The following is a 14,329-nucleotide window of genomic DNA, read 5'->3' on the forward strand; positions in this document are numbered from 1 at the left end:
GGATCGTGCTCTGGTCGACGTCGTCGATCGAGCCGTCGGGTGCCTTGTTCTTCGCGGTGCCGTCGTCGTCGAAGATCGACCCGCCCTCGCGGTCGATGCGGAACCGGTTGGGGTTCTGCACCATGCCGGCCAGCACCGCCGACTGGCCGACGCTCAGGTCGGCCGCGGGGGTGTTGAAGTAGTACCGCGCGGCGGCGTCGATGCCGTACGTGGTTCCACCGAAGTTGGCGATGTTCAGGTAGCCCAGGAGGATCTGGTCCTTCGTGAACTCCTTCTCGAGCTGAATCGCGTACCGCATCTCCTGCAGCTTGCGCTGGTAGCCCGCGGTCCCCACGGACTGCACGGCCTGCTCGGCGCACTCCTGCAGCGCTTCGTCGCGCGTCTTGCCGGGGGTGCTGTCGGTGGCCTCGACCGCGCGCGCGTCGCGCTCGCAGCGCTGGACCAGCACGTTCTTGACGTACTGCTGGCTGATCGAGGAGCCACCCTGGGTGTCGTTGCCGCGCGCGTTGCTGAGCAGGGCGCGGGTCGTGCCGATCAGGTCGACGCCGCCGTGCTGGTAGTAGCGCGGGTCCTCCGACGACAGGATCGCGTCGTACATCACCGGGTTGACCTGGTCGAAGGTGACCGGCGATCGGTTCTGGTCGTAGAACTTCGCCAGCACCCGGTCGCCCGCCATCAGCGTCGTCGGCTGCATGAGCTCGTCGGGCTGCAGGTAGCTCGGCATCTTGTCGAAGATCGTGATGGCGCTGGAGGCAGCGGCACCGGAGACGGCGATGGCCGGCGTCACGGCGGCGGTGACCAGGAGTCCGGCGACCGCGCTCAGGCCGACGAGGCCGACGATGCCGCCGAGGGCACCGCTAGCCGTTCGTTTGTTCTCGGGCATAGGCTTGATGCTAAGCGACGTTGCTGGGCGATGCCTCGAAGGCGTGCGCTCGCGCGCGCACGTATCCGCCCCCGCGCGCACTCCCGTTGCGCGCATCCGAGTCACCGCCGGGAGCCCGACATGACCACGTGGGAATACCTCACCACGCCGCTGCTGATCCACAACACCGCCGCGATCCTCAACAACTGGGGCAAGCAGGGCTGGGAGCTCGTGCAGGTGGTGACCGGTCCCGAGGGCGGCCTCGTCGCCTACTTCAAGCGCCCCGTCGGCGGCGGCAGCGCCAACGCCGGACTGGGCGCCGCCGAGGCGGCCGCGCGCCAATTCGAGGGACAGCAGTGAGCGTCTCGGAGCGTCTGGGCGCCCTCGGCGTCGAGGTGCCCGCCGTCGTCCCGCCGGTCGCGTCGTACATCCCCGCGAAGCGCCACGGCGACTTGGTCTACACCTCGGGCCAGCTGCCGATGGTCTCGGGCAGCCTCCCCGCCACGGGCAAGGTCGGCGAGAGCGAGGGTCTCATCACCCCCGCGGATGCCAAGACCTACGCCCGCCAGTGCGCGCTCAACGCGATCGCGGCGGCCGCGGCGCTCGTCGGCGGCGTCGACAACCTGACCGGGGTGCTCAAGCTCATCGGGTTCGTGGCATCCGTTCCCGAATTCACCGGTCAGCCGGGTGTCATCAACGGGGCGAGCGAGTTCCTGGGCGAGGTGTTCGGCGAGTCCGGCGCGCACGCCCGCTCGGCCGTCGGCGTGCCCGTGCTGCCCCTGGACAGCCCCGTCGAGGTCGAGGTCGTCTTCACCGTCGCCTGACGCCGCCGCGTTCTTCATCCGCCGCCGCCGTCTCCGCTCCTCTCGAGCGGGGCGGCGGCGTCGCTGTTCCCCGTGGGGGTCTGTCGCGTGCGCGGACGCGGGCGGCGAAGACCCGCGGGTGAGCGAGCGGGGTGACGAAAGCGAAACAACCTGTTTCTGTTGCCGACACGGGAGGTGACATCGGCGTCGATAACGTGCGAGCGGGGGCGTGTTGGGCGTCCCCACCCACGTCACGTGGGAGCACGAGGGGGAACAGCCGCACATGAGGAAGAGGATCATCACAGCGGGGGCGGGCGCGACAGCCCTGGCGCTGACGGCAGCGATCGGCGCGGGTTCCGCGGCGTGGGCGGCCGACATCACGGGAGAGACCGAGGTCACTCTCGATTTCACGACGGCGGGGCAGGTCGAGGTGAAGGTGTGGGCTCAGAACACGTCTTCGGTCCCGGCCTACGGCACGGCCGTCATCAAGGCGCCGGACGGGGCGGTCGAGGACTACGGCCCGCGCCTGTTTCAGCCGGGGGAGACCTGGACGTGGACGAAGACGCTGAAGGGGTACGACTGCGACGACGTCGCCGAGACCGCCGCGGCGACGTTCGGCTTCGAGAAGCTGGGCACCGCGCCCGATTGGACGTCGGGCGTCTTGACCGCTCCGGACCCGCGCGTGAGCGTCATCGGGTGCGATCCGGACGTCACGCCGTCCCCGACCCCGTCGCCGAGCGGGACGACCACGCCGACGCCGACGCCCACGCCGACCCCGTCGGCGAGCACCGGGCCGACGGGGACGCCGACGCCGACCGCGACGGTCACGCCGACCGCGACGCCCCGGCCGACCGCGTCGGCCACGGCGACCGCGGTCCCGGCATCCACCACCACGAAGGGCGGAGCGCTCGCCGCGACCGGAGTCGATACGGACGCGGTGCTGCCGCTCGGGATCGGCGCCGCCTCGGCGCTGCTCATCGGCGCGGTACTGCTGGTGGCCCGGCGCCGTCGCAGCGCCTGAGTCACGCGAGACGGGACCGTCCCTCGGGGCGGTCCCGTCTTCGTGTCAGTAGGCGCCTTCGCTGCGCAGCACGGCCTTGACCGTGCGCAGCAGGATCGCCAGGTCTCCGGTGAGCGTCCAGTTCTCGACGTAGAAGAGGTCGAGGCGCACGGTCTCGTCCCACCCGAGGTCGCTGCGACCGCTGACCTGCCACAGACCGGTGATGCCGGGCTTGACCAGGAACCGGCGGTGCACGCTGCGACCGTACAGCTCCACCTCGCGGCGCAGCGGCGGCCGCGGTCCGACGAGCGACATCGATCCGCTCAGCACGTTGAACAGCTGCGGCAGCTCGTCGAGGCTGAAACGGCGCAGGATGCCACCGACCGCGGTGACGCGGGGATCGTCCTTCATCTTGAACATGACGCTGTTGCCCTCGCCGCGCTCGCGCGCGTGCAGTTCGGCGAGACGCTGCTCGGCGTCGGCGTACATGGACCGGAACTTCAGCATCGCGAAGGTCTCGCCCTGCAGCCCGATGCGCTCCTGGCGGAACAGCACGCCGCCCGGGCTCGTCGAGCGCACGAGGGCCGCGATCACCAGCAGCACCGGCGAGAGCACGACGATGAGCGACGCCGAGGCGACGATGTCGAACAGTCGCTTGACGTGCAGGCGACCGCCGGCGTAGCGCGGGGTCTCGACGTGCAGCAGCGGCAGACCGTTCACCGGACGGGCGTGGATGCGGGGACCGCCGATGTCGGTGAGGCTCGGCGCGACCACGAGGTGCTGCCGACCGGGTTCGAGATGCCAGCTCAGCTCGCGCACGGTGGCGGGGGTCAGCTCGTTCGCGCTCGAGATCAGGACGGTGTCGGCGCCGAGCACACCGAGGGCGGCGACCACCTCTGCCGCGATCGCTCGCGCGGCCGCGCCGTCGGCGTCGGCGGCCGTGCCGCTCGGGTCGTACGCGCCGACCACCTGCAGCCCCGCGCCGGGCGCGCGACGCAGGTCGTCGGACAGCGGACCGGCGACCGCGGGGGAGCCGACCACGAGCACGCGATGCGACATGCGTCCGCGACGTCGCTGACGCAGCAGCCAGCGCCGTGCCGCGAATCGCGCGGTGATCAGACCCGCGGCGGTGAAGACGCCGCCCACGGCCAGGATCGCGTGCAGACCGTGCAGCGACACGACGTAGGCCACGAGGGCGACGCCGGCGAAGGTGAACACCACCGAGAGCAGCACGGCGCGGTACTCGCGACTGCCCACGCCGTAGACGCGGGGCGCGCGGCTGCCGGTCATCGACAGCGTCACGAGCATGGCCGCGGCCAGGACGGCGAGGGGCACCAGCACGGGTACCTGCACGCGCCCGTCGAGGGCCGGGAGGATCGTCGGCTGCGTGCCGATCACGGCGGCGGCGCTGAGGGCGGTGAACACCACCGCGTTGTCGATGACGACGAGCAGGCGCCCGTAGGCGCGGGCCCAGCGCTCGCGCTCGCGGGCGGGCTGCGTGGAATCGGCGTCCACGATCTCGATCGTGTCGTCGTGGCGTCGCGTGATGGTCATTTCATACCCCCGACCGACGAATGCCCGGATCCCCGACCGGATGCATTTCGTCCTTTGCCCACCACGATGACCCCCGCTCGTGCAGACGGCGTTACGCCGCGGTTACGAATTGCTGTCGATGCGGGGGGATGCCGCGAATGCGACGGGAATGCGTCGTTGCTCGTCATCCGAGCCGGGTATGGTCTGGCCGAAGAGCCGCCGGCGGTTCTGCATGAAACATCCGGGGGGAGGTGGGCGATGGTCGAGAACAATGCGCCGATCACCGTGCTGCATTCGCTCGCGCCGCCCGACGGCACGACGCGGTACGTCGATCAGATGACCGACGGCGCCCCCGCGGACGTCCGCGTGCGCTACTTCTCGTGGCGCGTCGCGCTCACCGGCCGCTACGACGTGCTGCACCTGCACTGGCCGGAGTTCCTCGTGCGGGCGCGTCGCCGCCGCACGCGTGTCGCCAAGCGCCTCGCGATGCGCGTCCTGCTGTGGCGCACCCGATGGGCGCGCATCCCGATCGTCCGCACGACCCACAACGTCACCCCGCACGAGTCGGGGACGGCGGCCGAGCGGCGGCTCGTCCGCGCGGTCGATCGCGCGACCACCGCCTTCATCCACCTCAACGGCACCACCGCCGCCCCGGCTCCGGGTCTCGAGACGGTCATCGCGCACGGGCACTACCGCGACCGCTTCGCCGCGCACCCGCGCTCCGACCGCGTGCCCGGCCGGATCCTGTACTTCGGCATCATCCGTCCGCGGAAGAACGTCGAGCACCTCATCGACGTCTTCCTGGCCCGGGAGCGCCCGGGCTGCCGGCTGCGCATCGTCGGCTCGCCGACGCCCGAACTGGCCGAGCGCATCGCCGCGCGCATCGCCGGACACGACGACGTCTCGGCCCGGTTGGCCTTCGTCGACGACGACGAGCTCGTCGCCGAGGTCACAGCGGCATCGCTGGTCGTCCTGCCCTACAGCGAGATGCACAACTCCGGCGCGGCCCTGGTGGCGCTGTCGCTGGATCGACCCGTGCTCGTTCCGCGCAGCCCCGCGAACGACGAGCTGGCTCGCGAGGTCGGTCCCGGCTGGGTTCTCCCCTTCGACGGGACGCTCGACGACGCCGACCTGACCGCCGCCCTCGCCGCCGCCGGGGCGTTCGGCGACGACGACCGCCCTGCGCTCGGCGGCCGCGACTGGGACGAGGTCGGCCGCCGCCACCGCGACGTCTACCGCGCCGCCCTCGACCGTGTCCGAGGAGGATCACGATGACCCGTACCGCCGCCCGATCCGGGGCCGTTCTGGGGCTCGTGGCCCTGGGCGTCGCGCTCGCCGCCTGCAGCCCCTCAGGGTCGTCCCCCTCGGACGACCCGGCCGTCACCGTCGAGAAGGGCATCGAGTACCCGGGCGCCGACGGCTCGGCGCTCGAGGCGGACGCGTGCGTGCCCACGGGCGAGGGTCCGCACCCGGCCGTCGTGCTCGTGCACGGTGGGGCGTTCGCCGAGGGCGACCGCGGCACGATGGGCAGCATCTGCCGCGCCCTGGGCGACCAGGGCTTCGCGGCCTTCGCGGTGGACTACCGTCTGATCCCCGCGACCTATCCCGCCCAGATCGACGACGTGTCGGCATCCATCCGCTGGCTCCGCGAGGATGCGCAGGTCGAGCGCTTCGGCCTGGACGGGTCGCTGTCGCTGCTGGGCAGCTCGGCCGGCGCGATCATCGCCCTGAGCACGGCCGAGAGCCTCGAGACGGCCTCGACGCCGGTGGACGCGGTCGTTGCGTTGTCGCCGGCGGCCTCGCTCACCGCGGACGCCGCCCAGCTGGGCGACCCGCGCCCCGACCTCGAGAGCGTCGTGCAGGCCTACCTCGGTTGCGACGACCTCAACCAGTGCCCGGATGCCGCGGCGGCCTCGCCGGTGCAGTCCGCGCAGCTGCTGCCGCCGACGCTCATCGTCCACGGCAGCGACGAATTGATCCCCCTCGCGCAGGCGGAACTGCTGGACGGGGCGCTCGCGGATGCCGGAATCACCCACGATCTCGTCGTCGTCGACGGCACGAAGCACGGCCTGCAATTGCTCAACAATGACACGCGTCGTTCGATCGTGTCTTTTCTGCGCGATAACGCGAAATAGCGGACCACGCGCACCGATCGGACGCATTCCGTTAGGGAAACCGGACACAATTCGCCGTCACGATGCAACACGGCGGCAATAAAGAATCCATAACCTGCGATCAACCAAGAACGTCGCCGGGGGGATAAAGCGTTCGGAGCCTGTGGGGGTGCCGAGTGGTTCATCCGCGAGTGACGCGTCACGAACGATCGGATACACATGAGCGCCACCGCCCTGCTTCGAGCGATCAAGAAATGGTGGTGGACGCTCCTGGCGTTCTCCGCCCTGGGCGTGGCGGCCGGTTTCGCCGTCGGCCTGATCCTGCCGCCGGTGTACAGCTCGACGGCCCAGCTCGTGGTCGCGTTCAACGCCCCGGCGCAGGCGGGGTCGAGCGACCTCGTGCAGGCGAACAGCTTCGCGGTGCAGAAGGCCTACGCCTACACCGAGATCGGTCGCTCGCCCCGCGTGCTCAACGAGGTGATCGCCGCGCAGGGGCTCGACACGACGGTCGAGCAGCTCGCCCGTGAGCTCACGGTCGAGGCGCCGCTGAACACCCCGATCCTGCAGCTCACCGCCGAGGCGCCGACGGCCCAGGGCGCCGCGACCCTGGCGACCGCGTTCGTCGACGCGTTCACGCAGACGGTCCAGGCCATCGAGACGCCCGCCGGGGCGGCATCCTCGCCCGTCCGCCTCGAGACGCTGCAGGACCCCGAGGTCCCCGACGAGGCCTCGTCGCCGAACGTCCTGACCAACCTCGCCCTGGGCTTCGCCGTCGGTTTCGCCATCGCGCTGGTGTGGATCGCCCTGGCGGCCATCGGCGATCGGCGCGTGCACGGTTCCGCCTCGGTCGGCGAGGGCGTCCCGCGCGTCCTGGGCAGCATCCCCGGACGCGGCGGCAGCCTGACCGAGATCGTCGACACCCCGCAGTCGCGCGAGTCCGAGGCGTACCGCACCGTCGCGGCCGTGCTCGGACACATGCCGCACACCCGCCTCGACGTGGTGGCCGTCGTCCCGGCCACCCCGCGCGACCGCGGGTCGGCCCTGTCGACCAACCTCGCCCTGGCGATGCGGGAGTTCGGCGTGGGGGTGGTGCTCGTCGACGCGAATCTGCGCTCGGGCACGATCTCGTCGCAGCTGTCGCTGGACGGACCGGGCCTGGCGGGCGTGCTGACCGGAGAGGCGACGGTCGTCGAGGCGGTCCGCGAGGCCGCCGGCATCGCCGTCCTGCCGGTCGGGCGGACGCTGCAGAACCCCGTAGAGCTGATGTCCGGGCCCGGGTTCGCCGCGGTGGTCAAGACGCTGTCCGAGACCTACGACATGGTCGTCCTCGACGCGGCACCCGCCCTTCCGCTCAGCGACACCATCTTCGCGGCCTCCACCGCCGGCTCCACGATCCTGGCGGTCACGGCGGGCCGGGCCACGGCGCCGCAGCTCTCGGCCGCGACCGAGGGGCTGCGCGCGGTCGGCATCGACCCGGTCGGAGTCGTCGTGGTGGATGCCAAGACCGCCGGCGTCGACGCCGATGCGGCGACGTCGTCGTTCCGCGACCTGCGTCCCGCGCGGGCCTGAGGGCACCGGCCGGCCATGCGCATCGCGATCCTGACCACGGCCCTCACCGGCGGCGGAGCCGAGTTCGTCGCCGGGGCGTGGGCGAACTGGCTCGCCGACGAGGGGCACGACGTGCGGGCGATCCTCACCGACCCGCGGGCCACGATTCCCGAGGGCGTGCCGTTCGCGGTGCACCGCGTGGCCGGTGGGGGTTCCGCCGCGACCGTGCGACAGGTGCGCGCCGCGCTGCGCGCCGAGCCGGTGGACGCGGTGGTGGCCCTGCAGAACTTCCCGAACCTCGTCGCCCTCGCCGCGACCCGCGGGTTGCGACCGCGACCGGCGGTGCTGGTCAGCGAGCGCAACATCACCACGCGCGAGGCCGAGCCGCAATCCCGCGCCGATCTGGTCAAGCGCGAGATCGCGCGCCGGGTGTACCGGCACGCCGACACGGTGGTCGCGATCTCGCACCCCGTGGCGGGGGAGCTCGTCGGCGCGTACGGCGTGCGGCCAGACCAGGTCGTGGTCGTGCCGAATCCCGCCGGGCGGCGCGCCGAGGTGCGGACGGCGGCGTCGCACCGCTCCGACACCATCTCGCTCGATCGCACCCTGCACCTGCTGCTGCCGATGCGCCTCGTCCCGCAGAAGAGGGCGACGCGCGCGGTCGAGGCGGCGGCGCTCCTGCGCGCCGAGGGACTCGACGTGCGGGTGGTGTGCTTCGGCAAGGGGCCCCTCGTCGACGAGCTGACGACCTTCGCGGCCGACCGCGACGTGCCGCTGGATCTGCCGGGATGGACGGCCGACTGGGTGGCATCCGCCCCCGAGAACGCCATCACGGTGCTGCCCTCGTACCGCGAGGGGTTCGGCAACGTGCTGGTGGAGTCGGCCATGGGCGGCATCCCGAGCGTGGCGGTGTCGAACTCCTACGGCGCGGCCGACGCGATGGTGCCGACCGTCACGGGCGAGCTGGCGTTCTCGGGCGACCCGGTCGACATCGCCGACGCGATCCGTCGGGTGCGCGGTCTCGACGCCGAACGCACGAGCGCGTGGGCCCGGCGGTTCTCGAGCGCGCACAGCGGAGGAGTGCTGCTCGCCGCGATCGAGCGCGCGCGGCGCGGCGGATCGTCCACCGCGGTTCCGGTGCTCGCGTCGGCGGTCGGGCAGTTCGACAACGTCGGCGACACCGTGCTGCGCCGCGGCTACCTCGACCACCTGCGCACGCTCGGACCCCTCACGGTCTGGGTGGGCGACAAGAGCGACGACTACCTCAGCGGCCTCGGACTGCAGCCGGGCGACACCGTCGTGCGCGAGGCGGGGCAGTGGCGCCGCACCGTCTCGCGCCGGCTGCTGTCCGGCCGCGGGGTCTACGCCTTCGACACCGGCGAGACCGAGGTGCGCCGCGGTTTCGCCCTGCGCTACCTGCGGCTCGCGCCCCTGCTGCTCGTGCACCGTCTGCGCGGGGGCACCGCCGTCCTGACCGGTGTGGGCGTGCGCGAACCGCACCCCTGGCGCCACGTGATCGCCGCGGTCCTGCGGCTGTGCCGAGCGGTGACCTGGAGGGATGCCGCGAGCCGGCGCATGATGGGGCTCGGCGAGGTCACCCCCGACTGGGCCTTCGCCCTGGGGGCGGATGCCGCCACCCTGCGCGACGCCGAGACTCCTCGACCCCTGCTGGCGATCTCGGTGCGTCAGGGCCTCTCGCACGCCGCGCGCGAGCGGCCCGACGACCGCTGGGTCGAGGCCGTGCGCGCCCTGGCCGACGACCTCGGACTGCAGCCCGTCGTGGTCGCGCAGATCGAACGCGACGGCGACCTCGCCCGCGACCTCGCCGCGCGACTCGACTGCGAGGCCGTCACCTGGCTCGACGCGTCGCACGCGCGCCAGGAGCAGCGCCTGCGCGAGACCTACCGCCGCAGCGCCGCGGTGCTGAGCGACCGCCTGCACGCGGTCGTCATCGCCGCGACCGAGGGGGCCGTGCCGATCGCGCTCAGCACGGGGCCGCTGGACAAGACCTCGCGCACGCTCGAGGGGGCGGGCATCACCGGCACCAGCGTCGCCCGCGACCTGCGCGACGTCGATGCGGCTCGCGAGATCATCCGCGACGGCCTCGCTCGGCGGGACGAGATCGTGGGGGCCGTCATCGCGGCGCGGGTGTCGCTGCGCGCGCTCACCGCCGTGATCGCGGACCGGGTGCGCCGATGACCGCCGCGCCGCCGGTCTCGATCGTCCTGCCCGTCCACCGGGCCGCGGCGTTCCTGCCGCGGGCGGTCGAGCAGGTGGTCGCCCTGGACTATCCGGCCCTCGAGATCGTGATCGTGGATGACGGCTCCGGTGACGACACCGCGGAGGTGGCGCGCGCCCTCACCGCCGACGACGACCGGTTCCGCCTCGTCGAGCTGCCCGTCAACGGCGGCGTGGCCCGCGCGCGCCGCGCCGGGGTCGAGGCCGCGACGGGGGAGTACGTCTGGTTCGTCGATGCGGACGACGCGTGGAGCCCCGACGCCCTGCGCACGCTCGTGGGCATGGCGACCGCGCGCGAGGCGGACGTCGTGGTGGCCGCCGCGACCCTCGTCACGCGCGGGGGCGAGCGACGCCCCCTCGTCCCCCCGGTCTCGCCTCCGGTGAACGGTCGGGCGGCGTTCCGCATGCTGCTGCGCGGAGAGATCACCGGCCACCTGTGGAACAAACTGTTCCGCCGCGAGACGCTGCTGCGCGCGGCCTTCGCGCCCGCGCGGGTGCAATCCGATCTCGCCCTGGTCGCGGACGCCCTGGGGCACGCGACGGCGGTGGCGTTCACCGGCATCCCGATCTACGACTACCTGCTGCGCGACGGGTCGATCATCACGTCCGTGCGGCAGCGGGCGGACTCCCTCGCCCTCATCGACGAGACGGTCACCTCCACCGCCCGCCGTCTCGGGCTGCACGATGCGGACGACCTCGTCTACTTCCGCGCGCGGTACATCGCCCTGTCGGGGATCAAGGACGCTTTGAGGGCGGAATACCTGTTATCTGAGCGGAAAGTACTGGTATCGCGCAACCGTCGGATGCTGGGCCTCGCCGAGATGGCAGTCTTCCTGAGACGCCGTGATGTTCGCCGGGCCCTTCTCACCCTGACCGCGAAAAGCTCCACTCGCGCACACCGGGCTCTCCTGACCATCGCGGACGGCTAGTACCCCCGATGTCCCCCCAGCCAGATCAGGAGCCTTCCGTGTCACTGTCCCCCCGTCGCGTCCTCGCGCCACTGCTGCTCGTCTTCGCCCTCGTCGCCGCCCTGCTGACCGCCGTCCCCTCCGCCGCGGTCGCCGCGCCGTCCCCGGTCGGTCCCGGGACGTACGAGGAGACCTCGCCCGCCCTCTCGTACTCCGGGACATGGACGTCGCTGGGGTCCTCGGGATCCAGCGGCGGCGCCATCCGCTACAGCACCGTGTCGACGGCATCCGCCAGTCTCACCTTCACCGGCGGGTGGATCACCTGGTACACGTGGAAGTCGCCGAACGCCGGCATCGTCCGCGTCCTGATCGACGGCGCCGAGGTCGCCCGGGTGGACAACTACGCCAAGTCCAGCGCGACCGCCGTGATCGGCTACAGCGCCCCCGTGACCCCGGGTTCGCACACGATCACCATCGTCGGATCGGGGTCCAAGAACACCGCCTCGGGCGGACGCATGACGCACCTGGACTCCTTCGTCGTCACCGCCGAGGCCGTCGACCCGCTCGATACCACCGACATCCCGCGCGCCGCCGACTGCCCGACCGCCACGACGACGGTCACCAACGCCGTCGAGCTCACCGCCGCGCTCAAGGCGGCCGCGCCGGGGAGCGTCATCCGCCTCGCCGACGGCACCTACACCGGTCAGTTCCTGCTGAGCGCGTCGGGCACCGCCGACCGCCCCATCTGGATCTGCGGGTCGTCCAAGGCGACGCTGACCACCGGGGCGATCGACAGCGGCACGGCGCTGCGCGTCGAGCAGTCCTCGAACGTCGTGCTCACCGGCTTCACCGTCGCGCGCTCTCTGCAGGGCGTCATGGTCAAATACAGCTCGCGCCTGGTCCTCAGCGACCTCATCGTGCGCGACACCGGTTACGAGGGCATCCACCTCTACGCCCTCACCACCGACAGCATCGTCGCGCACTCGGTCCTCGGCCGCACCGGCTCGCTCGACGTCGCCTACGGCGAGGGCGTGTACATCGGCACCTCGCAGCGGCGCTGGGCCGAGGTCACGCAGGGCTACGCGGACGCCTCGGACCGCAACATGATCATCGCCAACCGGTTCGTGCAGACCGGTGCCGAGGGGATCGACGCGAAAGAGGGGACGAGCGACGGCATCATCGCCGACAACTCCTTCGAGGGCGTCCTCGCCGGCTCGCGCTCGCTCGGATGGGTCCTCGTCACCGGCAACGGCTGGTCGGTCACCGGCAACACCGGCGACACGGCCGTCGGCAACGCCTACGCCTCCATGAGCTGGGGCGACTGGGGCTACGACAACGACTTCCGGGCCAACACCGGCCGAGCCGGGACCTCCGGCTACGGGGTGTGGGTCCACGACAAGACGCGGGGTGTCACGGTCGCGTGCGACAACGACATCGACGCCGCGGGAAGCGGGAACACGAATGTCTTCTGCTCGGCCTGACACCGACCTCGTCTTCGTCGTCGGGGCGCCCGACGACCCGGCGACGGCGACCGCCGCGACCTGGGCGACAGCCCTGGCCGCGATGGGCGTCCGCACCGACACGATCGCGGTGCGGACGCTGCCCGGTCGCGGCGGCGCGCGCGTCGCCGCCCTGGCCGCGCGGCTGGACGCCGTGGCACCCCGCGCGGTGGTGGGAGCCGGGACCGCGGCCGCGCTCGCGGCGCTGGCGGCGCGCGAGCTGACCACCCGGCCGCCGGCGGTCGTGGCGAGCGAGCACGCGTCGCTCGTCGCACGTCGACGCAGCCGCGTCCCCGCCGTCCGCATCGGTGCGCTCCAGGCGCGCCGCCGCTACCGCTCGGCCGACGTCGTGATCGCCTCGTCGCACGCGCTCGCCGCCGAGATCAACGCCGGGTGCGGGGTCCCGGCCAGCCGCAGTCTGATCGTCCCGCCGCCCGTGGCCGACGTCGTGTCGGTCGAGGGTGTCCGCGCGGCGCGCGCGGCCGGCACGGCGCGCGGCCTGACCGTCGTCGTGGCGGGGGATCTCTCCGCCGCGAACGATCCGCTGCGCGTCGTCGCGGCGGCCGGCGAGCTCGACCGACGCGGGATCGCGGTCGAGCTCGTCGTGCGCCCCGGCGGCGCGCTGTCCGAGACGGTGCGCCGCGCCGCGGTGTCGCACGGCCTCGCGATACGCGCCGACGACGGGGCGTGGGGGCCGAGCGCGGTCGTGGTGCTCGGCGCCACCAGCGCCGGTTTCGGTGCCGAGCTCGTCCGCGCCGCCGCGCGCGGGGTGCCCGCGGTGGCGGTGTCGACCGCGCTCGGGGTGGCGGATGCCATCGTCCCCGGCGTCACCGGTGAACTCGCCGTCGCGGGGGATGCGGTCGCGCTGGCCGACGCGATCGTCGCGGCCTCGCACCTGGAGGTGGCCGGGGTCGACGACTGGCTCGCGCGGTTCGCGCCGGCATCCAGTGCTCGTCTGCTGCTGCGGGCGGTCGATCTGGCCGTGGCGCACGCCGACGCGGGACGGGCCGTTCCGGTATGACGCGGCGCGCTCCTCGCGCGCTGATCGGCGTCGTCCTGACCGCCGGGGTGGTGCTCGCCGGGTGCGCCCCCGGGCCGCGTCCCGACGTCGTGCCGGTACCCGCCGACGCCTTCGACGCCTACCTCGACGGCGCCCCGTACCTGCGCGGCGTCAACCTCTACGGTCACGTGCTCGGCGGTGCGGGGGCCGATCCGGGGGTCGCGAACGAACCCGACGCGAGCTACGCCTTCCTCGCGTCTCGCGGGGTCGACATCGTGCGTCTGGCCGTGCCGTGGCAGCGCCTGCAGGTCATCCCCGCCGGGGGATCCGCCCTCGACGGACTCGCGCAGCCGATCGACACGGCGTACCTGGATGCCATCGTCGCCGAGGTGCGGACGGCGTGGGGCCATGGCATCCGCACCGTCGTCGACCTGCACAACGGCTGCACCTATCCGTGGGGAGCGGGGCCCGAGATCCCGGGCAGCGTGCGGTGCGGCGACGGCATCACCGAGGACCACGTCACGACGGTCTGGACGGCTCTCGCGGGGCGGCTGCGGGACGAACCCGGGGTGGCCGCCTACGACGTGTTCAACGAGCCGCGGTGGTCGGTGGGCATCGACGTGTACAAGCACTACGCGCAGGTGGGGGTGGATGCCATCCGCTCCACCGGCGCGACCCAGCCGGTGTGGGTCGAGGGGATCCTCAGCGACGAGCGCGGTCGGCTGGCCGCGATCGCCCCCGACGGGCCGTGGATCGTCGACCCGACGGGACGGGTGATCTACTCGGAGCACTTCTACGCCGACGCGTCGGGGGCGATCGCGGCC

At 72.6% G+C, this 14,329-nt stretch carries 13 protein-coding genes; 11 read left to right on the forward strand and 2 right to left on the reverse strand.

Annotation, left to right across the window (positions count from 1 at the left end; genetic code table 11):
• Positions 1–883, reverse strand: an 883-nt coding sequence (locus tag DC432_RS14485) for a biosynthetic peptidoglycan transglycosylase (protein ID WP_165801287.1), incomplete at its 3' end; no start/stop codon positions are given.
• A gap of 120 nt (positions 884–1,003) precedes the next feature.
• Between DC432_RS14485 and DC432_RS14490 the strand changes: the two genes are divergently transcribed.
• From DC432_RS14490 to DC432_RS14500, 3 genes are all read left to right on the forward strand, one after another.
• Complete coding sequence (locus DC432_RS14490) at positions 1,004–1,222, forward strand: hypothetical protein (protein WP_108317699.1); 219 nt, start codon at positions 1,004–1,006, stop codon at positions 1,220–1,222.
• Positions 1,219–1,686, forward strand: a complete 468-nt coding sequence (locus DC432_RS14495; protein ID WP_116538476.1) for a RidA family protein — start codon at positions 1,219–1,221, stop codon at positions 1,684–1,686. The genes DC432_RS14490 and DC432_RS14495 overlap by 4 nt, the downstream gene beginning before the upstream one ends.
• A gap of 262 nt (positions 1,687–1,948) precedes the next feature.
• Complete coding sequence (locus DC432_RS14500; RefSeq protein ID WP_116538477.1) at positions 1,949–2,686, forward strand: LPXTG cell wall anchor domain-containing protein; 738 nt, start codon at positions 1,949–1,951, stop codon at positions 2,684–2,686.
• 45 nt (positions 2,687–2,731) lie between these two features.
• Here DC432_RS14500 and DC432_RS14505 read toward each other — a convergent pair whose 3' ends face one another.
• The gene (locus DC432_RS14505) at positions 2,732–4,219 is read right to left on the reverse strand and encodes a sugar transferase (protein ID WP_116538478.1); all 1,488 of its coding nucleotides are present in this window, start codon (positions 4,217–4,219) and stop codon (positions 2,732–2,734) included.
• Between the two features lie 237 nt (positions 4,220–4,456).
• On the opposite strand from DC432_RS14505, the gene DC432_RS14510 reads away from it, so the two are divergent.
• The 8 genes from DC432_RS14510 to DC432_RS14545 all read left to right on the forward strand — a co-directional run.
• The gene (locus DC432_RS14510) at positions 4,457–5,473 is read left to right on the forward strand and encodes a glycosyltransferase (RefSeq protein ID WP_165801288.1); all 1,017 of its coding nucleotides are present in this window, start codon (positions 4,457–4,459) and stop codon (positions 5,471–5,473) included.
• A complete protein-coding gene (locus tag DC432_RS14515) occupies positions 5,470–6,333 on the forward strand; it encodes an alpha/beta hydrolase (RefSeq protein WP_116538480.1) in 864 nt (287 codons plus the stop codon). Before DC432_RS14510 ends, DC432_RS14515 begins: the two co-directional genes overlap by 4 nt.
• A gap of 198 nt (positions 6,334–6,531) precedes the next feature.
• Positions 6,532–7,881, forward strand: a complete 1,350-nt coding sequence (locus DC432_RS14520; protein ID WP_116538481.1) for a polysaccharide biosynthesis tyrosine autokinase — start codon at positions 6,532–6,534, stop codon at positions 7,879–7,881.
• Positions 7,882–7,896: 15 nt separating this feature from the next.
• Positions 7,897–10,059, forward strand: coding sequence for a glycosyltransferase (locus DC432_RS14525; RefSeq protein ID WP_116538482.1), 2,163 nt, complete (start codon positions 7,897–7,899; stop codon positions 10,057–10,059).
• Positions 10,056–11,027: a glycosyltransferase family 2 protein gene (locus DC432_RS14530; RefSeq protein WP_116538483.1), complete on the forward strand. Its 972-nt coding sequence runs from the start codon at positions 10,056–10,058 to the stop codon at positions 11,025–11,027. Before DC432_RS14525 ends, DC432_RS14530 begins: the two co-directional genes overlap by 4 nt.
• A gap of 38 nt (positions 11,028–11,065) precedes the next feature.
• Positions 11,066–12,487: a NosD domain-containing protein gene (locus tag DC432_RS14535; protein ID WP_116538484.1), complete on the forward strand. Its 1,422-nt coding sequence runs from the start codon at positions 11,066–11,068 to the stop codon at positions 12,485–12,487.
• Positions 12,468–13,526, forward strand: a complete 1,059-nt coding sequence (locus tag DC432_RS14540; protein ID WP_116538485.1) for a glycosyltransferase — start codon at positions 12,468–12,470, stop codon at positions 13,524–13,526. Before DC432_RS14535 ends, DC432_RS14540 begins: the two co-directional genes overlap by 20 nt.
• On the forward strand, positions 13,523–14,329 hold an 807-nt coding region (locus DC432_RS14545; RefSeq protein ID WP_165801289.1), incomplete at its 3' end, for a glycoside hydrolase family 5 protein. The genes DC432_RS14540 and DC432_RS14545, both read left to right, overlap by 4 nt.

The sequence above is a fragment of the Microbacterium testaceum genome (genome assembly GCF_003075375.1).
Classification (GTDB): domain Bacteria; phylum Actinomycetota; class Actinomycetes; order Actinomycetales; family Microbacteriaceae; genus Microbacterium; species Microbacterium testaceum_E.

Bases quoted from the DNA above. Each gene is read 5' to 3' on its own strand.
- DC432_RS14490 (WP_108317699.1), top strand. From the start codon at position 1,004: ATGACCACGTGGGAATACCTCACCACGCCGCTGCTGATCCACAACACC.
- DC432_RS14500 (WP_116538477.1), top strand. From the start codon at position 1,949: ATGAGGAAGAGGATCATCACAGCGGGGGCGGGCGCGACAGCCCTGGCG.
- DC432_RS14505 (WP_116538478.1), bottom strand. From the start codon at position 4,219: ATGACCATCACGCGACGCCACGACGACACGATCGAGATCGTGGACGCC.
- DC432_RS14510 (WP_165801288.1), top strand. From the start codon at position 4,457: ATGGTCGAGAACAATGCGCCGATCACCGTGCTGCATTCGCTCGCGCCG.
- DC432_RS14515 (WP_116538480.1), top strand. From the start codon at position 5,470: ATGACCCGTACCGCCGCCCGATCCGGGGCCGTTCTGGGGCTCGTGGCC.
- DC432_RS14520 (WP_116538481.1), top strand. From the start codon at position 6,532: ATGAGCGCCACCGCCCTGCTTCGAGCGATCAAGAAATGGTGGTGGACG.
- DC432_RS14525 (WP_116538482.1), top strand. From the start codon at position 7,897: ATGCGCATCGCGATCCTGACCACGGCCCTCACCGGCGGCGGAGCCGAG.
- DC432_RS14530 (WP_116538483.1), top strand. From the start codon at position 10,056: ATGACCGCCGCGCCGCCGGTCTCGATCGTCCTGCCCGTCCACCGGGCC.
- DC432_RS14540 (WP_116538485.1), top strand. From the start codon at position 12,468: ATGTCTTCTGCTCGGCCTGACACCGACCTCGTCTTCGTCGTCGGGGCG.